This is a genomic window from Streptomyces sp. NPDC056061, from assembly GCF_042266885.1.
Taxonomy (GTDB): domain Bacteria; phylum Actinomycetota; class Actinomycetes; order Streptomycetales; family Streptomycetaceae; genus Streptomyces.
Map to the genome: position 1 here is coordinate 1 of NZ_JBHJWQ010000041.1, position 25313 is coordinate 25313.

General features: G+C 71.2%; 19 protein-coding genes and 4 pseudogenes. 10 read left to right on the plus strand and 13 right to left on the minus strand.

Annotated features, from left to right (window positions below):
* Window positions 1–446: 446 nt before the first annotated feature.
* Window positions 447–1790: an erythromycin esterase family protein gene (locus ACFC79_RS34355; RefSeq protein WP_376248640.1), complete on the plus strand. Its 1344-nt coding sequence runs from the start codon at window positions 447–449 to the stop codon at window positions 1788–1790.
* Window positions 1791–1932: 142 nt separating this feature from the next.
* On the opposite strand, the pseudogene ACFC79_RS34360 reads toward ACFC79_RS34355, so the two are convergent.
* Both ACFC79_RS34360 and ACFC79_RS34365 read right to left on the minus strand, forming a co-directional pair.
* Window positions 1933–2212: pseudogene (locus tag ACFC79_RS34360) on the minus strand (IS6 family transposase); the annotation flags it as partial.
* 45 nt (window positions 2213–2257) lie between these two features.
* Complete coding sequence (locus ACFC79_RS34365) at window positions 2258–2470, minus strand: hypothetical protein (protein ID WP_376248642.1); 213 nt, start codon at window positions 2468–2470, stop codon at window positions 2258–2260.
* 225 nt (window positions 2471–2695) lie between these two features.
* Between ACFC79_RS34365 and ACFC79_RS34370 the strand changes: the two genes are divergently transcribed.
* Complete coding sequence (locus tag ACFC79_RS34370; RefSeq protein WP_376248645.1) at window positions 2696–5467, plus strand: alpha/beta hydrolase family protein; 2772 nt, start codon at window positions 2696–2698, stop codon at window positions 5465–5467.
* Window positions 5468–5611: 144 nt separating this feature from the next.
* Here ACFC79_RS34370 and ACFC79_RS34375 read toward each other — a convergent pair whose 3' ends face one another.
* Window positions 5612–6208, minus strand: a complete 597-nt coding sequence (locus ACFC79_RS34375; RefSeq protein WP_376248648.1) for a TetR/AcrR family transcriptional regulator — start codon at window positions 6206–6208, stop codon at window positions 5612–5614.
* A 63-nt stretch (window positions 6209–6271) separates the two neighbouring features.
* Between ACFC79_RS34375 and ACFC79_RS34380 the strand changes: the two genes are divergently transcribed.
* Window positions 6272–7348 carry an FAD-dependent oxidoreductase gene (locus tag ACFC79_RS34380; RefSeq protein WP_376248651.1) on the plus strand — a complete coding sequence of 359 codons (1077 nt, stop codon included), beginning with the start codon at window positions 6272–6274 and terminating at the stop codon, window positions 7346–7348.
* Between the two features lie 149 nt (window positions 7349–7497).
* Here the strand turns inward: ACFC79_RS34380 and ACFC79_RS34385 are convergent, their stop codons facing one another.
* Entirely contained in the window at window positions 7498–7833 is a 336-nt protein-coding gene (locus ACFC79_RS34385; RefSeq protein WP_376248654.1) for a hypothetical protein, read from the minus strand.
* Window positions 7834–8027: 194 nt separating this feature from the next.
* Here ACFC79_RS34385 and ACFC79_RS34390 point away from each other — a divergent pair, with 194 nt between their 5' ends.
* The 4 genes from ACFC79_RS34390 to ACFC79_RS34405 all read left to right on the plus strand — a co-directional run bounded on the left by ACFC79_RS34390 (window position 8028) and on the right by ACFC79_RS34405 (window position 14574).
* Window positions 8028–9467 (plus strand): amidase, encoded by a 1440-nt coding sequence (locus tag ACFC79_RS34390; RefSeq protein WP_376248656.1) that lies wholly within the window; start codon window positions 8028–8030, stop codon window positions 9465–9467.
* The gene (locus ACFC79_RS34395) at window positions 9464–10675 is read left to right on the plus strand and encodes an MFS transporter (RefSeq protein ID WP_376248659.1); all 1212 of its coding nucleotides are present in this window, start codon (window positions 9464–9466) and stop codon (window positions 10673–10675) included. The genes ACFC79_RS34390 and ACFC79_RS34395 overlap by 4 nt, the downstream gene beginning before the upstream one ends.
* 212 nt (window positions 10676–10887) lie before the next feature.
* The gene (locus tag ACFC79_RS34400) at window positions 10888–11589 is read left to right on the plus strand and encodes a FadR/GntR family transcriptional regulator (RefSeq protein ID WP_376248662.1); all 702 of its coding nucleotides are present in this window, start codon (window positions 10888–10890) and stop codon (window positions 11587–11589) included.
* 801 nt (window positions 11590–12390) lie between these two features.
* Window positions 12391–14574: a hypothetical protein gene (locus ACFC79_RS34405; protein ID WP_376248665.1), complete on the plus strand. Its 2184-nt coding sequence runs from the start codon at window positions 12391–12393 to the stop codon at window positions 14572–14574.
* Between the two features lie 251 nt (window positions 14575–14825).
* Here ACFC79_RS34405 and ACFC79_RS34410 read toward each other — a convergent pair.
* Window positions 14826–15051: pseudogene (locus tag ACFC79_RS34410) on the minus strand (hypothetical protein); the annotation flags it as partial.
* A 403-nt stretch (window positions 15052–15454) separates the two neighbouring features.
* A complete protein-coding gene (locus ACFC79_RS34415) occupies window positions 15455–16384 on the minus strand; it encodes a hypothetical protein (protein WP_376248666.1) in 930 nt (309 codons plus the stop codon).
* Between the two features lie 212 nt (window positions 16385–16596).
* Here ACFC79_RS34415 and ACFC79_RS34420 point away from each other — a divergent pair, with 212 nt between their 5' ends.
* From ACFC79_RS34420 to ACFC79_RS34430, 3 genes and pseudogenes are all read left to right on the plus strand, one after another.
* Window positions 16597–16863, plus strand: a complete 267-nt coding sequence (locus ACFC79_RS34420; RefSeq protein ID WP_376248669.1) for a hypothetical protein — start codon at window positions 16597–16599, stop codon at window positions 16861–16863.
* Window positions 16847–17182, plus strand: a pseudogene (locus tag ACFC79_RS34425) (transposase); the annotation flags it as partial. The gene ACFC79_RS34420 and the pseudogene ACFC79_RS34425, both read left to right, overlap by 17 nt.
* A 6-nt stretch (window positions 17183–17188) precedes the next feature.
* A pseudogene (locus ACFC79_RS34430) lies at window positions 17189–17353 on the plus strand (DDE-type integrase/transposase/recombinase); the annotation flags it as partial.
* Window positions 17354–17713: 360 nt separating this feature from the next.
* Here ACFC79_RS34430 and ACFC79_RS34435 read toward each other — a convergent pair.
* Genes ACFC79_RS34435 through ACFC79_RS34465 form a run of 7 tightly spaced genes read right to left on the minus strand, consistent with a single transcriptional unit; the run spans window position 17714 to window position 25312 of the window.
* Window positions 17714–19201: an aldehyde dehydrogenase family protein gene (locus ACFC79_RS34435; protein WP_376248672.1), complete on the minus strand. Its 1488-nt coding sequence runs from the start codon at window positions 19199–19201 to the stop codon at window positions 17714–17716.
* On the minus strand, window positions 19198–19869 hold the full coding sequence (locus tag ACFC79_RS34440) for an HD domain-containing protein (protein WP_376248675.1): 672 nt from the start codon (window positions 19867–19869) through the stop codon (window positions 19198–19200). Before ACFC79_RS34440 ends, ACFC79_RS34435 begins: the two co-directional genes overlap by 4 nt.
* A 14-nt stretch (window positions 19870–19883) precedes the next feature.
* Window positions 19884–21152, minus strand: coding sequence for an NAD(P)/FAD-dependent oxidoreductase (locus ACFC79_RS34445; protein ID WP_376248677.1), 1269 nt, complete (start codon window positions 21150–21152; stop codon window positions 19884–19886).
* A gap of 6 nt (window positions 21153–21158) precedes the next feature.
* Entirely contained in the window at window positions 21159–21479 is a 321-nt protein-coding gene (locus tag ACFC79_RS34450) for a 2Fe-2S iron-sulfur cluster-binding protein (protein WP_376248680.1), read from the minus strand.
* A gap of 24 nt (window positions 21480–21503) precedes the next feature.
* Complete coding sequence (locus tag ACFC79_RS34455; RefSeq protein ID WP_376248683.1) at window positions 21504–22268, minus strand: SDR family NAD(P)-dependent oxidoreductase; 765 nt, start codon at window positions 22266–22268, stop codon at window positions 21504–21506.
* Window positions 22269–22273: 5 nt separating this feature from the next.
* A complete protein-coding gene (locus ACFC79_RS34460) occupies window positions 22274–24094 on the minus strand; it encodes a PEP-utilizing enzyme (protein WP_376248686.1) in 1821 nt (606 codons plus the stop codon).
* A 24-nt stretch (window positions 24095–24118) separates the two neighbouring features.
* On the minus strand, window positions 24119–25312 hold the full coding sequence (locus ACFC79_RS34465) for a PEP/pyruvate-binding domain-containing protein (protein WP_376248688.1): 1194 nt from the start codon (window positions 25310–25312) through the stop codon (window positions 24119–24121).
* Window position 25313: the final 1 nt, after the last annotated feature.

Below are 25313 nucleotides of genomic sequence, written 5' to 3' on the forward strand. Positions count from 1 at the left end.
CCACACACAGTGCGCGATGATCTCGACCGGGTACCGGTGCCCCCTGCACGACGGCGACACGCTCCCCACGGACGATCCCCCTCCACCGTGATCAAACCGAGCATCCTCCCACGCCACCCGCCAACGTGACAGCGCCGTCCGGGATCCAGGAGCCGTGGATCACGGCCGGGACGCGGCGCGGGAGGTGGACCCCGGCCACCGGAGGCAGGGCACTTCGACGATGACGTTCAGTTACCACCGAATGTGCGACAGAGCCGTTGACCGTACAGACCCTGCCAAGGGCAGGACGCTGCCCAACCTGCTCCTGGGCGCCTGACCCTGGAACCCGGGTCATGGGGGTATCCCCCGAGAAGGTGTCGAGGTGGCCCCAGCGTGCCCGGGCCGCCGCATGCATGACGATCTTCTCAGCAGCGCTTGGTACCAAGCACGTTGAGGAGTGATCGCACATGATCGGTAATGGGAAGCGATTCGCGGCGGCGGCTCTCGCCCTGGCCGCGACGCTGACCCCCGCGGCGCCTGCACACGCAGCACCGGTGCCGTCCGCGTCGGCCGTCGCGTCGGACCCCGGCCGCGCGCTGGACCGCATCGCCCATCCGCTGCGGTCTGCGGAGCCGGGCACCGGCACGGCCGATCTGCACGCCCTGGGGGTGATGGTCGGCGACGCCAAGGTGGTCGGCGTGGGCGAGGCCACGCACGGCTCGCACGAATTCTTCGCCCTGAAGGACCGGCTCTTCCGCTACCTCGTCGAGCAGAAGGGATTCACCACTTTCGCCCTGGAGATCAGCTGGTCGGCGGGTCTACGGATCGACGACTACCTCCAGCGCGGCGACGGTGACCGCGACGCACGGCAGGTCGTGCACGAGGTAATGGCCGGATCTCCCTGGGACCGTGAGGAGTTCGCGTCCCTCGTCCAGTGGATGCGCGACCACAACCGCCAACACCCCGACCGCCCGGTCCACTTCCTGGGCGACGACATCGGTGCGCCCAGGCTCGATGAACGGGTCTTCGACAGCGTCACGGACTACGTCCGGCGGACCCATCCGGAGTCGATGCCGCGCCTGAACGAGCTCCTCACCGGTCTGCGCCCGCTCGACGACGCCATCGCCTACCTGGAGCTGCCGTTCGCGGAGCGGCAGCAGAATGCGGCCACGGCAAAGCAAGTGCTGGACCTTGTGCGACGTCAGAGGTCCGGGGGCGGCGAGGACGTCGAGTTCGTGCTGCAGAACGCACGCAACATCGCCCAGACCTACACCTTCCTGAGCGTCAACCCCGGCGACCAGGGATCGTTGACCGCCATGCAGCGCTATCGCGACCAGGTGATGGCCGAGACCACGGCATGGTGGCAGCGGCGCACGGGCGGCAGGATCCTGCTGTCGGCTCACAACGACCACGCAGGCTACGCGGCCTCCGATCCCACGACGTACCCGAAGACCCAGGGCTCGTTCCTCCGCGACACCCTGGGCGCGGACTACCTGGCCATCGGCACCGCCTTCGACCGGGGCTCCTTCCTCTCCAAGGACCAAGCGCTCGGCGGCGAGTGGAAGAAGTTCACCGTCGGCCCGGCCGGTCCCGGCACGAACGAGTACACGCTCGACCAGGTCCGGTACCGCGACTACTACGCCGACCTGCGCAAGGCCCCTGCGGCCGCCCGCAGTTGGCTGGGCATTTCGCGCCCGGCATACAGCGTCGGCACGCAGTACCCGAACGACAGGACGCCCGAGATCGCCATCGGCGGGGCATACGACGTCCTGGTCCACCTCCACACCGTTCGGGAGGCAAGCAAGCTGTAGCGCCCCAGCGCGAACCGGGCGGCCGCCGACCACCGGGCCGGGCCCCGGCCGCCCCGACCAGTGCCGCTCCCGGCAACGTTTGCCCCGCCGCGCCACCTGGCCCTTCCCCGCGCTCTCGACTTCGTTCGAGCAGGGGGAGGCCCCACAGGTACTTCCGTTCTCCGTTGATCTTGATGAAGACCTCGTCCAGGTGCCACTTGTCGCCCAGCTGCACACGCCGGCGGCGCAGCGCGTTGGCATAGGACTGCCCGAACTTCGCACACCAGCGGCGGACGGTCTCGTGGGACACGGTGACCGCGCTCGAGCACCAGCTCCTCGACCTCACGGAAGCTGAGCCGGAAGCGGAAGTGCAGCCACACACGGTGCGCGGTGATCTCCACCGGGTACGGGTGCCCCTTGTACGACGGCGGCGTATTGCCCACGAACAACCCCCTCCGCCGTGATCAACCCGAAGATCATTCACCCGATCAGCCAACGTGACAGTGCCCTTTGTCTCCCTTGCCTTCCTGCTTGGCCATGGCCAGCTGCGTCTCGATGTCCGCGATGCGCTCGGCGCACTCGGCACCGACGGACTTCTCGGGCCGCGGGTCCGGTGCCGAGAAGGCGTTCAGTTTGGCGGTGGCAGCGAGACCAGCCGCGCGCAGCACCGCCCACACGGCAACCCACGAGCGGCGGCTCATCCGTATCGGCCCAGCGCGACCGGACCGCTGCTCCGGGCCAGGATCCCTCGATCAGCGGACCGGCCCCATGACTCCCGTCTGGCTTCTGTCTGGCTCCTGTCAGATTCCTGTCAGATTTCCGAGGTGGGACAACCGGTGGCGACACGTCACCCTCCCTCGGTGCGGGGGGGTGCTCCTGGGATTCCTGGGGCGCTGAAGCACGACCAACAACGAGGAGACATCATCGTGAGACAGGTCTCACGCGCGCTGACGGCTGCCTTGGCGGCCGTGGCGCTGTCCGCGGGTGTGCCGGGGTCGGCGCACGCGCAGCCGGCCGCCGATTCCATACCCGGCGCGCCGCCGGGCGCCTCCGGGCAGCAGCTGCCGGAGGGCTGGCGTGTCGAGGGCGGGACGCTGATCTGGAGCTCGCCGAAGCCCGTGGGCATGGGCAGCGCCCTGGTCGAGTTCCGCTCGGGGAAGCGGACCCTCGGCGTCCCGGAGCCCTCCCCCGACCAACGCACCTTCCGGCTCCGCCTCGACGGGGCGAGAGTGGGACCGGTGAGCGAACTCCAGGTGGTCGCCGGTTCGCGGCGGCTGGACGCCGCAGGGGCCGGCCGGGCACCCGGTCAGCGGCGCTCGTCGGCCGCGGTGGCGCCCCAGGACCCGTTCCCCGCCAACCCGGTCGACCCCGGTGTGGCCGGTAAGTACCGCACCACCAGTGGTGAGTACGTCCTGAAGTCGGTGAAGCTGCCGGGCTACGCGGAGCCCGTGGAGATGCGCGCCACCGTCGTCGGCCCTACGGACGCGCCGGGCGAGCGACCGCTGGCGCTCTTCCTCCACGGCCGCAGCGCCACCTGCTACGAGCCCGGCAAGAACAGCGCGGGCATGCAGTGGCCGTGCAAGCCGGGCAACAAGGCGATCCCGAGCTACCGCGGCTTTCTGCACGACCAGAAGCTCCTGGCGTCCCAGGGCTATGTGACGGTCTCCATCTCCGCAAACGGTGTGAACGCGCAGGACGGCCGCGCGGCCGACTTCGGGGCGCAGGCCCGATCGTCCCTGGTGCGCCAACACCTCGCCCGCTGGGCGGAGTGGGGCGCGAACCCCGCAAAGGCCCCCGAGGCCGTGCGCGCGACAGGGCCCGTAGACCTCTCGAAGGTGCTCCTGGTCGGCCACTCCCGGGGCGGCGAGGGCGTCAACCGGGCAGCCCTCGACAGCGTCTCCCCGCCGCCGCCCGCCGAGGAAGGCTACCGGGGGCCGGTGGGCTGGCGGATCCGCGGCACCGTCCTGATCGGCTCCACCAACTTCGGCCAGAACCCCACACCCGACGTGCCGTCCATGGCCATCCTGCCGGGCTGTGACGGCGATGTGAGCGACCTCCAGGGCCAGACCTACGTCGACGGCACCCGGGGCATCGGCCGAGGCACGGCGCTGCACAGCGCGGTGTACATGGTCGGCGCCAACCACAACTTCTTCAACACGGAGTGGACGCCCGGCCAGGCCGAGGCCCCGGCCGCCGACGACTTCTGGGACGACAAGAACAACCCGGACCCGGTCTGCTCGGCACAGGCCAAAACCCGGCTGAGCGCCAAGCAGCAGCAGACGGCGGGCGCCACCTACATCGCCGCCGCCGCGCGGCTCTTCCTCGCGGGCGACGACCGGGTCCGCCCGCTACTCGACGGCTCCGACCGGCGCGCGCCCTCGGCCGGCCCCGCCCAGGTGCTGACCCACGCCGTCGGCGGCAACCGCTCCCCGGCGATCCGGCCCGACGACCCGCTCGCGGTGACGAACGGGCGCGTGTGCCAGCAGGTCACGACAAATGCCGGCCAGGCCTGCAGGCCGGACTCCGAACCCGGTGATTCGCCGCACTTCGCGTCCTGGGCGGACACCACCGATGAGCCGGGCCGCAACGCGGTCACGGCCCGCTGGACCGAGCCCGGCACCCCGGTCCGGCTGACGCCGAAGCGTTCCTTCTCGCTGGCGGGCTCCGACGCGCTCGCCCTGCGTGTGATAGTGCCGCCGAACACCCGGGGCACCCGGCTCGATGTCGCTCTCACCGACACCTCCGGCAAGCGGGTGGAGCTCGGTCAGGTCACCGTCGACGGCCTTCCCGGCTCCGCATCGACGACCGCACACTGGGCGCGTGAGGTCCGCGTCCCGCTGAAGGCCGCCGTCGGCGCCGGTGTCGACCTGAAGCAGATACAGTCGCTGGAGCTCACCCCGCGCAGCAGCTCCAACGAGCTCTGGCTGATGGACGCCTGGGGCTGGCGCCCCGGCACTCCGGCGGTACGCCCCGTCGCGCTCCCGCGTGTCGACATCGGCAGGCTGACGGTCAAGGAGGGCGACTCCGGCACCCGCACCTACAGCGTGCCCGTCCAAGTCACCGGCAAGGGCACCGGCGTGATCAAGCTCGCCGTCCGCGACCCGGAGACCCTCGAGTCCACCGTCCGCACCGTGACGGTGAAGGCCGATGGCTCCGTGGACGTGCCAATCACGGTCAACGGCAACTCCCGCTACAACCACGACCTCAGCCATGAGGTCGCAGCCAAGGCCGTGCGCGGCATGGCGGTCGGCGGCGCCTTCGGTGGCGTGCTCGTCGAGAACGACGACCCCATGCCCACGCTCACCGTGACCCCGGTCGCCGACTCGGTCACCGAGGGCCAGAAGCTCACCTGGAAGGTGGAGCTCTCGGAGCCCGCCGACACCACCATCGAAACGCGGTTCGACCTCCTGCCCGTGCACGAGGGCACGGAGCTGTCCACGAAGGACGTCGACGAGGAGTGGCTCTCCGGGCTCGGCGAGGCCGCCGACCCGGAGCGGCCCCTGTCCACGAACAGTCCCTCCCTCTGGGTATCCATCCCCAAGGGTGAGACGAGCACCGAAGTGTCCGTGCCCACAGTCACCGACGCGCTGACCGAGCCGGAGAAGTCCCTGCGGATGCAGGTGTACATCCTCAAGGAGGACGAGTGGTTGGAGGGCCCCCTCCTCACGGGGAAGGTCACGGACGCGCGCCAGGGCTGACGCCCGGAATCCACGTCCCGCGCTGACGGCGCCTGAGCGCACCACCTGGACGACCGCGCTGGAAGCAGTCGATGAGCGCGCCACTACGTCGCGCTAGGGGAACGGTTCGCCCCTTGGGACAGGGCCGTCGCCATCGACGCTTCGTCAGCTCGGTCGATCCGGTGCGGCCGGGGGCAGGAACGCGCCGAGCACCGTGCGGATGCCGGGTTCGGGATCGAACTCCGCATCTGGCATGACGATCTGATTGAACATCAGGCCATCGAGGTAGTCGAAAAGGATCCTGCAGTGCTCCCGTGGTGCGGGCGACCCGAGGTCCGCCAGCCACTTGGAGGTCAGTTCGATCAGCGACTCGCGCGCGCGGCTCAGCGGCTCACGCACCGCGGGGCGGACGATGCCCTCGAGCGCCAGCGCGTAGCGGGCGGTGGTGCGGTGCCGGGCGGGACCGAGCACGTGCTGGACCGTGCGGGCCAGGGCGCCGGCCAGCGCCTCGGGGCCACCGTCCACCGGGATAGCCCCGAAGCGCTTCCAGTCGCGGGCATCGAGCGCCTCGAGGTGGGCCACGACGCCTGTCACGAGGAGGTCGCGGCTGCGGAAGTGGTTGGACGTGGTGCCGGCCGGCACCACGGCCGCCTTGTCGACGGCCTGGTACGTCAGGCCGCGGAGGCCGGCGGTGCCCAGCACCTTCACGGCTGCGTCCAGCACCTGATCGCGCCTGCCCGGCATCCGCACCCGTTTCTCCATCGACCTGTCGTGTCCTCAACTATAAACATAGTGCTTCTACTACAAACATAGTAGCGTGATGGCATGCCCAGAAAAGCGATCATCGTGGGCGGCGGCATCGGGGGCCTCGCCGCCGCCGTGCACCTGCAGGCCGACGGCTGGAACGTCGAGGTACACGAACGCGCCCCCGCGCCGCCCGGCACCGGCACCTCGCTCGGCCTGTGGCCCGGCGCGCTGCAGGCGCTTGACACTCTCGGCCTCGGGGACACAGCCCGCCGACTCGCCCGGCCGGCGACTTACGGCACCTTCGTACGCGCCGACGGCGGCCTCATCGGGAACGTCGACATGGCCGCTCTTCGCCGCCGCACCGGCGACGCCGTCCACGTGACCGCCCGGCCCGCACTGCTGCAGACACTGGCCGCCGCGCTCGCCGACGGGGTCGTGCGCTACGGCTCCGCGGTGACCGACGTCCGCGAGCTCACCGGCTACGACGTGGTCATCGCCGCCGACGGCCTGCGCAGCCGGGCCCGCACGGTGCTCTTCGGCGACGCGCACCGCCCCCGCTACTCCGGCGTCACCGCCTGGCGCGGCACCGCCGACCTCGACACCGACGGGATGACCGAGACCTGGGGGCGGCGCGCCCGCTTCGGCGTCATCCCGCGCGCAGGCGGCCGCACGAACTGGTTCGCCTGTGCCCCGGCAGCCGAGCGCGTGCCCGTGCCGGGCGGCGATCTGGCAGCCCTGCAGGCGTGGTTCGGCGACTGGCACCCCGGCGTGCGCCGGGTCCTGGACCACCTCGCGCAGACCGGCGGCACGGGCGTGCAGCGCAACGACCTCTACGACCTCGCCACGCCCCTGCCGAGCTACGTCAGCGGCCGCATAGCCCTCATCGGCGATGCCGCCCACGCGATGACCCCCGACCTCGGCAGGGGGGCGTGCGAGGCGCTCGTCGACGGCGTCACCGTCGCCCGTGAGCTCGCCGCACACGCGCGCGTCGAAGACGCCCTCACCGCCTACGACGCGGCCCGTCGCCGCTCCACCCAGCGGCTCGCGCGCGCCGCCCGGCTGATGAACCGCGCGGTGCACACCCCGCGTCGGATCGCGCCGGTACGGAACGCGGCCATGCGGCTGTTCCTGACCATCGGCAGGCCACCGGCCTGACTCCCGCCAGGCGCATCCTGCACCACCGCCTCCGACCCAGCCCCTGACGAGATGCCCCGCGATGGATGTTGGAGCGTGCTGGCCCGGGCGTTCACTGATGGCCGATTCAGCAGGCCGTCGTGCTGACGGGCACGAGTTCGGTGCTCGGCCTACGCCGGGTGGCACGCCTGGCGGCAGACCGGGCCAGCGATGGCCCGGCGCCTGTCGCCGTAGTCTTCGCGCCGTCCGGTGTACCGCTGGAGCGGTTCGGCATTGGCATGTTCGACGCAGATCCGGCGGGAGGACTGCCGACGTCGCATCTCGCGCCATCCATGCCGCTCGGTCAGCGGCGCGTGGCTGTGATCTGGTGAGGGGAACTCGTTGGCCAGACCGCGATAGCCCTCGCCGGCCCCGGCTTTCACCGTCGAGTGCAGCCGTAGCTGCCCGGCGATGCCCTCGGTGCGGATCGCCGTCGACGCCGGGGCCTCCGGGGCGGAGGCCCGCAAGCAGGTCCGGGTGCCGGTCCCGACGAAGCTGACGGTTCAGAAGCATCTGAACCGGATCAAGGGCGACTCCCGCACACCTGACCTGCCCGAGGGAGCCTTCGGATCCGTGCCGCCTGGTAAGGCTTGCCTTGCTTCCGGTCCGGTCACCCTCTACGGTGAAGTCCTCAGAGGACCTGAGGACTTTAGGGGTGATCATGACAGACCTTCATGACCTGACACTGGTCGAACAGGCCGCGGCGATCCGCGGCCGTACCGTCTCGCCGACCGAGCTGGTCGACCACCACCTGCGCCGGATCGAAGAGACGAACAGCGAGCTGGGTGCCTATCGCACCGTCGACGCGCCCGGCGCCCGGCGGGCCGCCGCCGCTGTCGAGGCCCGGCTGGTCGCCGCAGGGAATGGCGACGACAAGGGCCCGCCGCCACTGCTCGGGGTGCCGCTCTCGGTGAAGGACACCTGGCCGGTCGCCGGACTGCCGTTCACAGCGGGCTCGGCAGCCTTCGACGACCGGACGGCCCCGGCCGACGCCACCGTCGTGGGCACCCTGCGGGCGGCCGGCGCCGTCCTGCTGGGTACCACCACCGCCGCCGAGTTCGGCTGCTCCGCCTACACCGAGACGGCCTTCGCCACCGCACGCTGCCCGTACGACCTCACCCGCGGCGCGGGCGGCTCCAGCGGCGGAGCCGCCGCCTCGGTGGCCGCGGGGCTGGCCGCCGGGGCCCTGGGCAGCGACGGCGGCGGCTCGGTCCGGATCCCGGCAGCGGCCTGCGGGGTGGTCGGCCTCAAGCCGAGCCGGGGGCGGGTGACACCCGCCCCCGGGACGGACGCGTTGGGGCTGGCCACCGCCGGACCGCTGGCCAGGACGGTGGCGGACGCCGCCCTGCTGCTGGACGCCATGGCCGGCAGCACCCCGGGCGACGCCGCCGCCCTGCCCGCCCCGCCGCCCGGCCACTTCCGGGCCTGCGCCGAACGGGAACCCGGCCCCCTGAGGATCGGAGTGCTGCCGCCGACCGCCGGTCAGCACCCCGAGGCCGCACTTGCCTGCCGCCGCACCGCCGAACTGCTTGCCGGACTCGGCCACCATGTGGAGGAGGCCCCACCGTACGACTCCGTCGAGTACCTGGCGGACTTCTCCGTGCTGTGGAGCGTGCTGGCCGCCGCGGTGCCGGTGCCCCCTGAGCGGGAGGGACGTCTGCTGCCGCTCACCCGCTGGCTGCGGGCCCGGGGCGGCGAGCACGGCGCGGTACGGCTCTACGCGGCGATGGCATCGCTGTCCGCCACCGCCCGCGCCCTCTGCCACCGCTACGCCGGGTTCGACGCCGTGCTGAGCCCGACCACAGACCAACCGCCGCTGCCGGTCGGTTCATTGGTCGACCCCGACGATCCGGAGCGCACCTACCTCGGAATGCTCGCCCACACCCCGCGCACAGCGCTGGCGAACATCACCGGGCAGCCGTCGATCAGCGTTCCGCTGCACCGGACGCCGGACGGTCTGCCGGTCGGTGTGATGCTGACCGGCAGGCTCCGACGGGAGGACGTCCTGCTCTCCCTCGGCGTCCAACTGGAACGGGCCCGGCCCTGGCCGCACCACGCCGTGCGGCCAGTGGCGAAGCAGCCCGAGCGGAGGTCGCGATGAAGCGCGGTCAGCTGGTCTTCCTGACCGGCACCCACGTCGTCAACGACCTGTATCAGGGCGCGGTCCCGGCACTGTTGCCCTTCCTGATGGCCGAACGGCACTACAGCTACACCGCCGTCTCGGGCATCGCACTGGCGGCCAGCGGCCTGTCCAGCGTGGTCCAGCCGCTGTTCGGCCTGCTGGTGGATCGCCGCCACCGCAGCTGGCTCATCCCGGTCGGCTTCCTCACCGCCGCGGGTGGGCTCACCTGCGCGGGACTGGCCGACAGCTACCTGATCACCTGGCTCTGCGTCGCCCTGGCCGGGATCGGCATCGCCGCCTACCACCCGCCCGCCACCAATCAGGCCCGGGCCGTGGGCGGACAGTCCCAGCGGGCGATGAGCCTGTTCTCGGTCGGTGGAACACTGGGAGCCTCGCTGGCGCCCGCACTGGTCACCCTCGTGGTCGGCTCGTTGGGCCTCACGGGCAGTTGGCTGCTGGCCGTACCCGCCCTGGTGGCCGCAACCCTCTGGGCCGCGCAGGGCCCCTGGCTGCGGCGACGGGGACACACACCGGCGGTCCCGCCGGCCGTGCGGGGCGCAGTGGTGAAGGGGCACCGGGACGACTGGCGGGCGTTCGGACGCCTGGCCGCGGCCACCGTCAGCTGGTCGGTGCCGTATGTGACGGTCACCTCGATGCTCGCCCTGCACATCCAGCGCGATCTGCACGCCTCGGCGGGCGTGGGCGCCATGGCGCTCACCCTCCTCACCCTGGCCGGGGCGGTCGGCACCCTCCTCGGGGGCTGGCTGGGCGACCGGTACGGGCGACTCGCGCCGATCCGCGCCGGCTACCTGCTGGCCGTCCCCGCACTGGCCGCAGTGGCGTTCGCCCCGTCCGCGGGCGTGGCCGTGGCGGGCGCGGTGCTGTTCGGACTGACCATGTTCCTGCCGTTCGCCCCCCAGGTGACGCTGGCCCAGGACTACCTGCCCACCCGGCCCGGCACCGCCAGCGGGCTGACCCTGGGGCTCGCCATGTCGGTGGGCGGACTGGCCGCACCGGCGCTCGGCCGACTGGCCGACACGTACGGACTGCGCACGGTGCTCGCGCTGTTGGTCGGCGTGCTGCTGGTCGCACTCGCCTGCGCGCTCCGCCTGCGCGACCGGGTGCTGCCGGTGCCGGCGGCGACACCGGAGCCGGTGCCCGAACCGGCCCGGAAGCCGGTGAACTGAAGGAGGGTCCCGGGCCCGGCCGTACGTGAGCCGGACAGGTCCTCGGGCCTGACCGGGCCCGACGAACCCTGACCGGGCCCGACGAACCCTGGCCGGGCCCGATGAAGCCCGGCCAGGATTCGTGGATCCCGGCCGGGCTTCACGACCTCGGCCAGGATTCACGCCCCCGGGTGGGCCCCGGGGCGTGGTCCCGGGGCCTGTAGGGTCGTCCCATGACTGTTCGACCGGTACGCCATCGCTCGCTGGTCGAGGAGGCCGTCGCCGAACTCCGCCGCCTGATCGGCACCGGCGAGTGGCCGGTCGGCTCCAAACTCCCGGGCGAGGTGGAGCTGAGCCGACTGCTCGGCGTCGGCCGGACCACCTCGCGCGAGGCGGTCCGGGTACTGATCGCCGATGGTCAACTGCGCGCCCGGCACGGCTCGGGCACCTATGTTGCCGCGACCTCCCCCGTCTCCGGGTTCGACCGGGAACTGCGCCGCTCGGCGGTCTTCGACGTGTACGAGGTCCGCGCGGCGCTGGAGGTGGAAGCGGGCCGGCTGGCCGCGCGGCGACGCACACCGGAGGACGTGACCGCGTTGTGGGAGGCGCTGGCCACCCGCAACGCGGCCGCCGACCCGGCCGGGCTCGTCGAGGCGGATCTGGACCTGCACCGCCGGGTGGTGCTGGCCGCGCGCAATCCGGTGCTCGTCCGCCTCTTCGACTCGTTCGTCGACGCCCTGCGCGCGGCGGCCGCACATCTGCTGGCCGACACCGACCTGCACGGCGGCGAGGAACGGCACGCGATCGACCACGCGCACCATGTGCTGGTCGAGGCGATCGCTGCCGGGGACCCGGACGCCGCCGTCGAGGCGACCCGCAGCAATCTGGACCGCACCCTGGACAGGTTGCGCGCCGGGGGCGTCGGACCACGTTGAGCGCGGCCCCACGGCGACCGGCACCCCGCCCCCGCCCCCGCCGAGCCACCAAGCCAGCTGTCGGCCCTTGCGGGCAAGGAACCGGATCTGCCGATCTCGCCGGTGCTGTTGTGCGACATCCCGTGGGTTGCTCCGAGCCTCCCTGAGTGCTCAACCTCGCGGCCGGGCGGTGTGTCGAGTTGTTCCCATCGTGTCGGGGTGAGGGTGTGGGCGCGCAGGACGATGAGGTGCCGGTCCGGTGCGCGTTGATCCAGCAAGCGGCTGCGGTCCAGGCGGGGCCCACCATGTCTGCCCACGAGGCGCGGTGCGGGGCGTGTCCATACCGCGAGGGCGGGAGCCGTTTGCCGAGCGCGCACAGGACGTCCTGGGCCGGAGCGGGCGGGGCGGAGGAGGGGTGGAGGGGGACGCGTCCGTTCTCCGGGGAGTGCGCGTCCAGGGCGGCTGCCGTCCGCACCGGGCCCGGCGGGAGCCGCTGAACCAGGCGGCGGCACTCGGCCCGCCGGCCACCGATCGGGCCTGGAAGCCACCGGCCGCCGGTGCGACGCTGCGCGAGCGGTGGGTGTCATTGCCCCGGACCTGGCCGAGCATGTCACAGTCGTCGGCTACGTCGCCGAACTCGCGGACGTCGTTGATGTCGTTGGCCTGGACGGCGAGCACCGCCGGTCAGCCGGAGCAGACTCCTGTCCGGGCCCGGACGCCTCCCTCCTCGGCCCTTCGTTCCGAAGGATGGCGCGGCGAGGCTGCGATGGATGTTCGAAAACCCAAGTGCGTCGGTTCGTATGGGTCTGGGAACATGCCCGGATGGTGCACCGTTTCGAGCCCCTGGTCATCCGGCACGCCCACCGCCTTCCGTCCACCCCTGGTCCAAGCGGGCAAGGGGATGTCGTGGCACGGCAGTTCGACGCGGCCCTGATGTCCGTGGGATTCAAGCTCTCGGCAGACCTCTTGAAGCACCTGTCGACGCTGTCCGAAGGGACGGTCATCGATACAGCTGTACGGACGCTGGAGACCGTCCGGGCGATGGTCGGGGACCACGTTCAGCACAACGCGTACTTCATCGGCTTCCCGGCCAATGTGCCGGACACGTACGAGTTCTGGCACCAGTGCGTCGCCCAGGCGCTCGCCGACGATGCCTCGCGCGAAAGTACGCTCGACCAGCTCAGCACCGGCGTCATGGACCTGCTGACCCTGCCCTCGTACGGGACGTACCAGCACACGTACGCGGCGATGCTCGCCGTGCACGACGAGCTGACCGCCGTGGCGGGCGACCGCGTGACGGTTCTGCACCTGGGCGGTGCACTGGACGACGAGGTCAGCGCACTGTACCTGGCCCTGGCCGGGAGCACGACGCCGCTGGGCGACGAGGCCCTGCTCGACCTGGCGGCGCTTGCGGGCCACTGCGCGGACGGCCCGCAGCCCGAGGCGATTCCGGTGCGGGAGAACCGCGCTGTCGTCAACCGCGCCCGGCTCGAGACCGGGGCGGACCTCCTCGTCGACACCGTGACCGACGTGCTGCGTCTCGCGTGCGCGCTGTCGGACGGCGACGTGACGCTCACCGAGCCGACCCGGTTCCGGTCTCCCCCGCGCCGGGTCCGCCGCGCCCTGCTGGCGGGTCTCGACGCCGTCGTCGCGGCGTCCCCGGCCAAGCTGGCCGACGTGGCGGCGCACAGCGAGGCGTTCAAGCGGCTCGGCGAGCGCCTGCACGCGCACGAGTACCGGGCACGCTGGCCGCACGCCGCCGACGTGTTCGCCGTCGCCCGGGGCGAACGGGAGGCCCGGTCCCTCGACAGCCGGGCCGAGGAACTGCTCGGCGCGGGCGACGTCACCGGAGCCGTACAACTGCTCACGGCCGCGCCGGGCAGGCTGTTCCGCGCGCTGGACCGGCTGCTGCGCGCCGGCACAACCCAGGAAGAACGCGAAGCGGTGGTCGCGGCCGCCGAACAGGTGGCTCCGCAGGTGGCCGGCCGGGTCCTGCTGTCCGTGCGCGAGCACCTCCACAACCGCACCGAGCAGCACGAGGACGGCGGTGGGCGCCGGGTGTTCGTCAACCGGCTCGGACGTGCCTGGGTCACCGACGACACCCGCGCCCCGATGCCCGCAGCCGAACGCGACCGCATGCTCGCCGCCCTGGACGCCGAGCTGGGCCGCCGCCTGCCGGCCCCGGGACACCTGCTGATCGACCCGGACGTCCTGGACATCGCGCTGCCGCTGAGCGGCAACGCGACGGCGGCCGGCCTCGGCGTACTGCCCCGCGGCTCCCGGTCTCCGGTCGACGGCGAACTGCTGCGGTTCTTCGTGTACTGGAAGCAGACGAGCCGCTCCACCGACTACGATCTGTCGGCGCTGATGCTGGACGCCGAATTCCAGACCATCGGGTGGCTGTCGTACACCGCCCTCACCCAGCTCGAGGGCGAGCACTCCGGCGACATCACCGACGCCCCGGACGGCGCCTCGGAGTTCATCAACCTCCGCCTGGGCGCCGCGCGCGGCGCCTTCATCGTCCCGCAGGTCAACATCTACTCGGGCGAGGGCTTCGAGGAGACCGAGGAATCGTTCTTCGGCTTCATGCTGCGCGACGCCGACCAGCGGGGCCGCCCCTTCGAGCCGCGTACGGTCCGCATGAAGTCCGAACTGCGCGGCCCGGGCCGCGTCGCGCTGCCCCTGGCGTTCGTACGCGGGGACGACGGAAGCTGGCACGCCAAGTGGCTGCACCTGTACCTCAAGGGCAACCCCAACTCCAACCGGGTCGAGGGGAACCGCGTATCGGTCGCGGCGCTGCTGCGCGCCGTTGTCGAGCGCGAGCAGCTCACCGTCCGCTACCTCACCGACCTGATGGCCGCCCGTGCCACGGCCACCACACGGTGGGACGGCACGACGGCGCCGCAGGGACCGGTCACGTACATCGGGCTGGAACGTCCGGACGGACTGCACCCGGACTCACGGATCATCACGCCGGAAAATCTGCGCGACTTGATCCCTGGCTGACTGATAACGTCGACCCCGGCGAGGCCATGAGGGGACTTCCTTCTCACACCACTCCGAAATTAGTCCCTTCGCTTTCCTCGTCCCCGACTTGACGCCGGGTGCCACATGGCACCCGGCGTTGTCGTCTGCCCATGCCTGATCCGCCCCTGACCCGGGCAAGCCCCGCCCCACGCCGGGCCTGCCCGGTCCGGCCGCCGAGGGCCCAGAGGCGGTACGGGCGTATCGACGCCGCCCGACGCGCCTGACAGCCCTCAGCGCGGACGGAACACCGAACCCCGGGGCGTGAAGGGGAGCGAGACACCCTCCGGGACGAGGCAGGCGTGTTCGGTACGGACGCGGAGCACGTCGCAACAGCCGCCCGTGACGACGAGTACGGGGCGCCGTCGGCGGGAAGCCGTCCGCGCGCCGACGGAGGCTGATGCGCAGCTGGAGAACGGTGCCGCCACGAGCGTGCACACGGACCCAGCCTCCGATCTGCCAAGACCCGCCGCCCAGGTCCCCTCAGCCCCGCCGCCTGCCCGGGCTGGTGCCGCCGCGGTCCGGGCCCGCCGGTGCGCCCCACCCCTGCCCGTCCGGCGCGGAACGACAAGTATCGGCCGGTGTCTCATTTCAGCGGATTGGAGGCATACGACCGCCAGGACAGGCAGGGTGTGTACGGCGCGTGGCCCCGGGCGACGCACCCGGTCCGACGACCAATGACCCGTTCTGTAGTAACGATGCGCAGGCGAGTCGTCGGTTTGGCCACCAGACTCCACACGTTGAACCGCTCTCTTGGCCAGAGGATGTCGGATCTCAACGCGGCTTGTGTGTGGGGAACTGTGTCGCAAACGATGGCCCCCATACGGCCAAACGTTGGAAATTCGGCGCATCTGGTGCCGGGTCAGCCCCCCGCGGACGTCCGGGCGTCCTTGGCGGGTGTCACGGGCGCCGCCGCAGGGCCGCTGCCGTGCCCTTGCGGGGACCCGAACCAGGCCACTGCCACCGCGCCCGATACGGCGAGCACGAACCCGGTGATCGCCACCCAGGCGAAGCCGGGACGAGAGGCATCGCCGAGCCACAGCACGCCGATGATGCCCGGCAGGACGGTCTCGCCGACGACCAGCGCGGCGGTGGCGCCGTTGACCGAGCCGATCTGCAGGGCAACCGTGTGCAGGTACATGCCGCCGATGCCTGCCACCAGGATCGCGTAGAGCGCCGGATCGCAGAGCAACGCTCCCGGATCGAAGGGGTCGATGCCGTTCAGCACGCGGACCCCGACACCGAGGGCGCCGAAGCCCAGTCCGGACAGCAGGCCGGCCAGGATCGCGGCGCGCGCCCCCAGCAGGCGTACGACCACGGTGCCGCCCACGATCAGGAGCAGCGAGATCCCCAGCAGCCACCAGTGCGTGGAGATCGGGGTGTCACCGCCGCCTTCCGGGCCCGCCGCCGTCGCCAGAAGCACCAGAGCGGAGCAGACCACAGCAATCGAGGTCCACTCGGCGCGGTTGAGCCGGATGCCGAGGAGCTTGATGCTCAGCACCGCCGTGATCACCAAGTTGGCGCTGATCACGGTCTGCGACAGGAACAGCGGCAGGAGGCGCGCCGCCAGTGCGCCGAGCCCGAAGCCGACGAAGTCCAGGATGGTCCCGACGATGAACTCCCAGGTCATCGCCGCCTTCGCAGTGGACGACAGGCTCGGGCCACCGTGCTGGGTCACGCTGCCCGCGGCGGCCTCCCGGCGGGCCGACTTCCGTGATCCGACGGCCTGAAGAACGGAACCCGTGCCGTAACAGATCGATGCCGCCACGGCAGTGAGCAGTCCTATGAGCACCGAAAGCTCCGTTCATGTATGGGTCGGTGGGGTTCGGTCCCGTTCCCACTGGCAGACGTGGGTTTCGGCTCGAAAGTTGCTTCCGGCGAGTCAGTGGTGCCAGGTATCACGGCGTCCGCGCACTGGCCGTTCAGGGGCGAATGGCCATCTGGGACGCACTCGGCACGGGCCCGGGCCATCGCGGCCCTGATGCTGGACTCCAGTGTTCCGTCGTGTCCGGTACGGCGCTGCTGGTCCTGGAGGACTTCCTCCTGTGCGACGGGCTCGGTGACCTCATGCTCGGGCTCGCGGTGCCGGCGGAGGGCTTCGGTCTGACGGTCGGCGGCTTCGCGGATGAGAGGGGCGAGGCCGACTTCACGCGTGCCGCCACTGGTGCGGTGAGCGGTGAGGGCGGCGAAGTGGCCGGGGTGCCGGGGTCGGGGCTGCTCGGATCCTCTGGCGTGATCGCTCGTCGGTCCGCGCATGACGGACTTGGTTGAGCGGTTGGTGCCGGATGAGTTGTGGGTGATGTTCCGGCGGGTGGTGCCGCCGACTGAGGTGAGGCGTCCGTAGGGCGGGGGACGACGCCGGGCCGGTGACTGCGAGACTCTGGCAGCGATCATCTTCGTGGCGACTTCGGGGTGTACCTGGCGGCAACTGCCGCCCACGTTCGGGCCGGCCTGGCCCACGGTCTACCGGCGCTTCGCCCGGTGGAGCCGGGCCCGGCTCCACCGGGTTGTGCTCGACGAACTCGGTGCCCGGGGTGAGCCGGACTGGTCGCGGTGCGCGATCGACTCGGTCGGTGTCCGGGCTGCAAAACGCCTGATGCAGAAGACCCGTACGGTGCCGAGGGTGGTCGTCACCGACAAGCTCCGCTCCTACAGCGCGGCGCATCGCGAGGTCATGCCCTCGGTGGAACACCGCTCGCACAAGGGCCCGAACAACCGGGCCGAGAACAGTCATCAGCCCACCCGGCAGCGCGAACGCGCCATGAAAGGCTTCCGCAGCGTCGGCGGGGCCCAGCGGTTCCTGGCCGCGTTCAGCGGCATCTCACCCCCACTTCCGCCCTCACCGCCACCTGATCACCGCCTCCGACCACCGAGCCGAAATGACCGTCCGCTTCGCCATCTGGGACCAGATCACCGGCGTCACCCTCCTGCCCACTGCGGCGTGACCCAGGCCCCCGCGCCCCGACCCCTCCACGCCCTGACGCGCCTCGATCGATCAACACCTCACCAATCTGACAACACCTCCTCGCGCGGGAAGTCCTCCACGGCCGCCACGAGGCGCGGCGGCTTTGGCCTCGGTCGGGGTTGTGGCCCGATCGACTCCGCGGAACCGGGGACGGCTTCAGCCGAGACGGCGGTGGATCGACTTGAAGGTGACGTATTGCGCCAGCCCTTCTATGCCGTACTCCACACCGAGCCCGGAGTCGTGTCGTCCTCCGAAGGGCGCGTTGTGGTTGGAGGCGAAGAAGTTCACACCGACGGATCCGGTGTCCATGCGCTCAGCGACCGCCTGCGCGGCTACGGGATCGGCGGAGAAGACGACGCCACCGAGTCCGAAGGACGTGTTGTTGGCGAGGGCGACGGCCTCGTCGAGGTCGTCGTAGCGCAGGATGCTCACCACGGGGCCGAAGATCTCCTCCCGGGCGACCCGCATGTCGGGTGTGACATCGGCGAACACTGTCGGCTCGATGAACCACCCCTGGTCCGTGTCCGCAGGGCGCCCGCCGGTCGTGGCGCGGGCTCCCTCCGCGTGCGCGGAGTCGAGGTGGCCGCGCACTACGTCGTACTGCGCTTGCGACGCCATCGGCCCGAACACGGTGTCCTCGTCGAACGGGTCGCCCTGCGGTGCGCTCGCGACCACGTGCGTGACCATGTCGACCACCTCGTCGTAGCGGGACGAGGGGGCCAGGACACGGGTGGAGATGTAGCAGGTCTGCCCGGTGTTGCGCAGGCAGGTGCGGATCAGCGCCGGGGCCATCTGTTCGAGGTCGGCGTCCTCCAGGACGATCGCCGAGGACTTGCCGCCGAGTTCGAGGGTGACGGGGCGGAGCAGCTCCCCGCAGGCGGCTGCGATCCGGCGCCCGATCGGGGTCGAGCCGGTGAAGGCGACCTTGGCGGTCAGCGGGTGGCGGACCAGTCGGTCGCCGACCTCTCCGCCGCCGGTGACGAGGTTGACCACTCCCGCCGGTACTCCGGCCGCGGCACATGCCTCGACGAGGAACCGGATCGAGAGCGACGTGCCGGGCGCGGGCTTCATGACCACTGTGCAGCCGGCGAGCAGGGCGGGCGCCAGTTTGACCGCCATCAGATTGATCGGGAAGTTCCATGGCGCGATCAGCACGCACGGGCCCACGGGGTCCTTGCGCACGACGGATTCGGCGCCTCCCGCCGGGAACGGCCTGATGTCCTCGTCCTCCAGCCAGGACGCCAGCCCGGCGACGTGCCGCAGGATGCCGGCGGCGTTTGCTGCGGCGCCCCGGGTCTCGCTGATCGGCGAGCCGTTCTCCAGTGTGTTCGTCACGGCCGTCCCGGCGGCACGGGCCTCGACCTCGTCGGCGATCCGACGCAGCAGCGCGGCTCGCTCCGACGGCGTGGTGCGGGCCCACGGCCCCGTGCGGAAGGCCCGGTCGGCAGCGGCGAGGGCGGCGTCGACGTCCTCGGCGGAGCAGTCGGGGACGGTGCCCCACTCGCGGCCCGTGGCCGGGTCGATCTGGGCCAGGCGGGCTGTGGCGGTCGAGCGGGCCCAGGCGCCGTCGACGTAGTAGTCGTCGGTATGGGTCCACCGCGGCACGGGCCGGGGCGGGTACGGCGGGGTGTCGGTGACGTTCACCTGATCACCTCTGTCTTCAGCAGGGCGCGGGAGCGCTCCAGTTCGGCCGTGGCCATGGCGATGGCCGGGGCAGTGAGCAGTTCGGGGATGATCTCCGCCTCCAGCCGGTCGCTGTAGACGGCGGGGTCCATGCGGAACCAGCCGGACGCCAGCGCGATTCCGGCGTGGTCGAATCGCCACAGCCGGTCGGCGTCGCGGACCAGGGCGTCCTCCAGCGAGTGGGCCTCCTGCCGGGTGTCGTGGCCGTCGATGATGTCGCAGACCTGGCGCACGAACACGTCGTCGTAGCCCAGCGGGGGCAGCACCTCGCGGGCGATGGCACAGCCCTGCCGTTCGTGCTCGAAGCGGATCTCCGCCTTGCGCCAGTCGCCCGAGAAACCCTCGGAGAGGATGCGGTCCTCGTCGACCCTGCCCCAGCCGGTGTCGTGGAGTTGTATGGCCACCCGTACCAGCAGCCGGTCGGCCTCGGGGAAGGCATCGCACAGCCGCTCGGCGTAGGCGAGGGAGATCGGCAGATGGATGTCGTTGCCACGGGTGCGGGTCTCCGGAACGACTGCCTTCCAGATGGGGTCGAGGTCCTCGCCGGGAGCCGGGGTCAGCGAGATCGGTGAGATGTCGACCGGCCCCGACCCGGGGATCGGGCGCGCGGTGGGCAAGTTGGTGGGCATGGGGGAGCCTCTCCTCAGTCGGCATCGACCGGAGCGGCCGGCTGGACGGTCACGGATTTGAGTGGCACGGACGGGTCGGTGGCGGCCCCGAACGGGATGGACAGGCCCTTGGTGAGGGCGTTGCGGACCGCCAGGAAGTCCATCGGGTGGTTGACGCAGTCCGCGGCGATGACGCGGTCGCCGCGGTAGTGCAGCACGCTGTGCCTGCCGCGCTCGGCGTCGGCGCGGACCAGGGTGCGGTCGTGGCCGGTGGACAGCCCGGCGATCTGGAGCTTGAGCTCGCCCTGGTTGGACCAGAACCACGGAATGCCGGCGTATTCCTCCTGGCGGCCGGTGATCGCGTACGCCGCCACCTTGGCCTGTTCGACTGCGTTGTTGACGCTCTCGAACCGGACGCGGTCGCCCTCGGGCGCGCCGGGCACCGGGTTGGGCAGGTTCGCGCAGTCGCCGACCGCCACGGTGACGCCGTCGGAGGCGCGCGCGGAGGCGTCGACGCGGACCCCGTTGTCGCAGACCAGGCCGATCGACTCGGCCAACTCGGTGTTGGGGATCACACCGACGCCGACCAGGACCAGGTCGGCGGGCACGACGCGGCCGTCCGCGAGCTCCACGCCACCGACCCGGTCGCCGCGCGGAACGATCCGGCGGACGGTGGCGCCCAGCACGATGTCGATACCGGCGGCGCGGTGGTGGCCGAGCAGATACGCCGAGGTCTCCTCGCCTACGGCGCGCGCGACCAGCCGCGGTGCCGCCTCCAGCAAGGTGACTGTGCGTCCCATCTTGTTCAGCGACGCGGCGGCCTCGATGCCGATGAAGCCGCCGCCGATCACGACCACGTCGCGTACATCCGGCACCCGGGCTTTCAGTTCCAGGGCGTCGTCGGCGTTGCGCAGGTAGAGCACGCCGGGCAGGTCCACGCCGTCGAGCAGCAGCCTGCGCGGCCGCGCGCCGACGGCGAGGGCGAGGCGGTCGAAGGCGAACTGGGCTCCGGACATGGAGTGGGCCGTGCCCGAGCCGTTGTCGCGCTTGTCGATCCGGATGATCCGCTCGTTCTTCACCACGTCGATGCGGTGCTCGGCCCAGTAGTCCTGGGTGCGGAACATGAGCGACTCACTGGTGATCTCGCCCTGCAGCCACTCCTTGGACAGGGCGGGTCGCTGGTAGGGGCGATGGTTCTCGTCACCGAGCAGCGTGATCGGTTCCTCGTGGCCGAGCGCGCGCAGTGACGTCGCCAGGGAGACGCCGGCCTGCGAGGAGCCGATGATGAGCAGTCCGTCGGTCATGACCCCTCACACCTGGGTGGCGGGGGTGGTCACCCGCAGGTCCATGCCGTCGGCCACCTTGAGCTGGCAGGACAGGCGGGAGTTCGGGCGCCGGTCCTCCGCGGTGCCCCAGAGCATCTCGTCCTCCATCTCACCCATCGGTGGCAGCGAGGCGAGATCGGCCTCTTCGACGTAGACGTGGCAGGTCGCACACGACAGTGAGCCGCCGCACTCCGCGACGATGCCGGGAACACCGTTGCGGACGGCGGTCTCCATGACTGAGTCGCCGACGTTGGCGTCCATGGTGCGGCAGTCCCCGGCGGGGTCGGTGTAGGTGACCTTCGGCATGGCTTTTCCTCCTGGTTGTCGGGGTCAGATGAACTGGCGGCCGCCGTCGACGACCAGGGTCTGCCCGGTGACGAAGGCGCTGTCGGGGCCGGCGAGGTAGAGCGCGGCGCCGACGATGTCCTCCGGCCGGCTGGCCCGCCGCAGCGCGCCGCGGTCGACGCCGTAGGACTCGGCATCCTCGATCAGGCCGCGGCTCGCCTCGGTGAGGGTGAAGCCCGGCGCGATCGCGTTGACGGTGATCGAGCGCCGCCCGAGCTCCTTGGCCATCACCCGGGTCAGGGCGATCACGCCGCCCTTGGAGGCGACGTAGTGTGCCCAGTTCTCCGAACCGCTGTAGACCGTGGCCGAGGAGAGGTTGACGACCCGTCCGCCGTCGGGCAGGTGCGGGCTCACCGCCCGGGTCATCAGCCAGGGGCCCTTGAGGTTGACCGCCATCACCAGGTCCCACTCCGCCGGGTCGATCTGCTCCAGCGGGGACCGGGTGACGGTGCCGTAGACGGCGGCGTTGTTGACCAGGACATCGATCGCCCCGCCGCCGAACTCCGCGACCCGGGCGGCGGCCGCCACGGTGCTCGCCGGGTCGGTGACGTCGACCCGGCCGTGCCAGGCGTCGGCGCCTTGGGCCTCGACCAGGCGCGCGGTCTCCTCGGCCCCGTCCGGGTCGAGGTCGCAGGCCGCGACCCGGTAGCCGCGGCCGGCGAAGCCGAGGGCGAAGGCGCGGCCCAGACCGCCCGCCGCACCGGTCACCAGGACGGTGCGGGCGGGCCGCTGGTGTGTGGGGAGCGTCATGGTGTTCAGCTCTCCAGGATCTCGACGCGTCCGGCGTTGCCGTCGACGCGCAGGCGCTGTCCGGTGCGGATCGTGGCGGACGCCGAACCGGTGCCCGTCACGGCGGGCAGGCCGTACTCGCGGCAGACGATCGCTGCGTGGCTCATCATGCCGCCGATGTCGGTGACGGTCGCCCTGATCCTGCCGAAGATCGGTCCCCAGGACGGCGCGGTGATCGTGGCGACGAGGATCTCGCCCTCCTGGACCTCGCCCAGCTGGTCGGCGGAGGTGATCACGCGGGCGATGCCCTCGACCACGCCGGGGGACGCGGCCATGCCGGTGATCGCCCCGTCGGCTGCGCCCTTGTCGCCGTCGAGCCACTGCTGCACCTGCTCGGTGGTGATGCCGTAGAGCATCATCGTGAACGGCTCGGTGATCTGCGCCGGCGGCGTGTTGAGCGCGGGCTGCGGGCGCCGGGTGGACAGCGCGTCGATGATCCGGCGACGCCGCTCGATCTCGGCCGGCCAGTAGTGCGGGCCGGTCGACTCGGCACCGACCGCCCAGCCGGTGACCAGGTCGAAGATCGCGTCGCGGACCTCGTTGCGGTTGAGGTAGAGCATGTCGGCGGGGTCGGCCCAGAAACCGGCCCCGACGAAGACCCGGGCCAGCTCGCGCACCTTGCGCCAGAACACGCCCATCGTCCAGTGCTCGATGTAGAAGTTGTGGTTCTCCACGTACGGGTAGGCGGTGGCCGCGAGCCCGCGCTTGGCGTCGAACTGCTCGCGCAGCTCGTCCTGGAGCGCGTCGCGGTACTCCTCGACGATCCGTTCCTTCTCGGCGGCCAGCTTCTCGACCGGGCGCATGATGTCCTGGCCCTCGTCGATGCGGCGGATGTAGTCCTTGATGTAGCCGAGTGGTATCTCCTGGTGCTCCAGCCAGTACTTGTCGTGGCCGTAGAAGCCGTTGCCGATGGTGAAGTTGAACCACGGGTCCTGGGCCGCCCGGTAGGCCGCGGCCCACTCCTCGCCGCCCGCCTCGCGGACCGCCCGCAGGGTGCCCTCGACGTCGTCGGGGTTCTCGAAGGCCGGCTGGAGCCCCGACTGGACGGCCATGACCGCGAGCCGCTTGAGCTCGTCGTCGGGCCGGAACAGTTCCATGTCGACGCCCTGCACCATCTTGGCGATGGCCTGGTCGGGGATGCCCGGGAAGGCTTCCTTGCAGAAGCCGAAGAAGTCGAGGTAGGCGAGGTATCCGAGGTTCAGGAACTCGAAGTGGTACTGCCAGTTGCGGTAGAGCAGCGCGATCAGGCGGTCGTAGTTCTCCATCAGTGTCTGGGAGCCGTCCATCGCCTTGCCGGAGACGATGTCGTCGAACGGCACCATCGCGGGCAGCGCCTCGAAGCGCAGCTCCTCCATCTCGTCGATGGTGGCGCGGACCTTGGCGTGCCAGGCATCCAGCAGGCTGTCCCAGTTCTGGAAGTAGTGGCCGGCGCGGCGTTCGAACTCCGGTACCCGGGCCGGGATCTCCTCCGGCGGCACGGCCACAGGGCTCATGTAGAGATACCCCATGTGGATCTTGAACTCGATTCCGTTGGCCGGCGGGATGAGCAGGTGCCTGGTGTTGTACTGCCCGAGGCACTTGACCGCGAATTCGCCACCGATGGTCTCGAACGGCTTGAACACGGTGGGCCAGTGCTGGCTGTCGCAGAACCAGAACTTGTCGTCACCGCCCGGCGCGTTGTCGAAGACGAGGTTGTAGGGGTAGAGCTGCTCCCAGCCCTCGGCTCCCTCGGGCACCTCTATCTCGGATGGCTTCGGGAAGGACTTCATGGTCTGTTCGATGGTCACGCTCGGATCCTTTGCGGGAGCGGCTCAGCGGCCGATGAGGGAGGAGGTGATCCCGGCCATGGAGAAGCCGGGTGTGCGCGTGATCGTGGAGGTCGGGTCGGTGGGCAGCGACGCCGTCGGCGTCGCTGCCGCGGCGGGCGTCGGCGCGAGGGCCGGCGCCGTGGCGGTCGCGGACGCGGGGAGCGAGATCGCCGGGATCGATGGCGTGGCGGCCGAGGGCGTGGTGGTCGGGTGACTGGAGTGAACCGTCTCCGGACGGGACTGCAGCAGCAGCAGGTTCTCCCCGTCGGGCAGATCGGCGTCGATGGCCCACTCGATGTCCTGCGGGGTGCCGTAGTGCTTCTCGGCCCGCTTGGCCATGACCGCGACCGCGCGCAGCTCGGCGTCGGACAGGCAGCGGACCGCGCGGCGCTCCGGCTCGACCTCCCGCTCGACCAGCCGGCCGGGCCGCAGGTCCGGCACCAGCTCGGCGTGCTTGTCGCCGATGTGCTCGCGGACCACGGTGAGCATGATCTTGTCGAGCAGGATGTTGTCAGGGGTCACCTGTCCCGAGACGACCATCTCGCCGACCCCCCAGGAGGCGTCCACGACGATCTTGGAGCGGTCGCCGTTCGAGGGGTCCAGGGTCATCGCGACACCGGCGGTGCGGGCGTTCACCATCTTCTGCACCGCGACCGCCATCGACAGGTCGTCCTCGGGAATTCCCTTGCGCAGACGGTAGGTGATGGCGCGGCTGGTGTAGAGCGAGGCCCAGCAACGTCGGACGTGCTCGCTGACCGCCTCGTAGCCGGTGAGCCACAAGTACGTGTCCTGCTGGCCGGCGAAGCTGGCGTCGGGCAGGTCCTCGGCGGTGGCGGACGAGCGGACCGCGACCGGCACCCCTGCGTCGAACCGTGACATCAGCTGCTCGTAGGCTTCGCCCAGGACGCCGTGCATGTCCCCGGGCACTTCGCGCGACTCGATCGCGTCCCGGATCCGCGCCGAGATCCGGTCGACGCACTCGACGTCGTCGGGGTCGATCTCGGCGAGGCGGGCGTGGATCTCGTCGCGCAGCCCGCTGCCGTCGACGAAGCGGTCGAAGGTGGCGGTGGTCACCGCGAAGCCGGGCGGCACCGGCATCCCCGCCGAGGTCATCGAGACCAGTGAGGCGCACTTGCCGCCGAGCAGTTCGAGCGAGGGCTCGTGCCCGCTGTCGAAAAAGACGATGAAGTCACTCACG

Bases quoted from the DNA above. Each gene is read 5' to 3' on its own strand.
- ACFC79_RS34380 (WP_376248651.1), top strand. From the start codon at position 6,272: ATGCCCAGAAAAGCGATCATCGTGGGCGGCGGCATCGGGGGCCTCGCC.
- ACFC79_RS34355 (WP_376248640.1), top strand. From the start codon at position 447: ATGATCGGTAATGGGAAGCGATTCGCGGCGGCGGCTCTCGCCCTGGCC.
- ACFC79_RS34405 (WP_376248665.1), top strand. From the start codon at position 12,391: ATGGTGCACCGTTTCGAGCCCCTGGTCATCCGGCACGCCCACCGCCTT.
- ACFC79_RS34395 (WP_376248659.1), top strand. From the start codon at position 9,464: ATGAAGCGCGGTCAGCTGGTCTTCCTGACCGGCACCCACGTCGTCAAC.
- ACFC79_RS34445 (WP_376248677.1), bottom strand. From the start codon at position 21,152: ATGACCGACGGACTGCTCATCATCGGCTCCTCGCAGGCCGGCGTCTCC.
- ACFC79_RS34400 (WP_376248662.1), top strand. From the start codon at position 10,888: ATGACTGTTCGACCGGTACGCCATCGCTCGCTGGTCGAGGAGGCCGTC.
- ACFC79_RS34450 (WP_376248680.1), bottom strand. From the start codon at position 21,479: ATGCCGAAGGTCACCTACACCGACCCCGCCGGGGACTGCCGCACCATG.
- ACFC79_RS34390 (WP_376248656.1), top strand. From the start codon at position 8,028: ATGACAGACCTTCATGACCTGACACTGGTCGAACAGGCCGCGGCGATC.
- ACFC79_RS34365 (WP_376248642.1), bottom strand. From the start codon at position 2,470: ATGAGCCGCCGCTCGTGGGTTGCCGTGTGGGCGGTGCTGCGCGCGGCT.
- ACFC79_RS34440 (WP_376248675.1), bottom strand. From the start codon at position 19,869: ATGCCCACCAACTTGCCCACCGCGCGCCCGATCCCCGGGTCGGGGCCG.
- ACFC79_RS34455 (WP_376248683.1), bottom strand. From the start codon at position 22,268: ATGACGCTCCCCACACACCAGCGGCCCGCCCGCACCGTCCTGGTGACC.
- ACFC79_RS34375 (WP_376248648.1), bottom strand. From the start codon at position 6,208: ATGGAGAAACGGGTGCGGATGCCGGGCAGGCGCGATCAGGTGCTGGAC.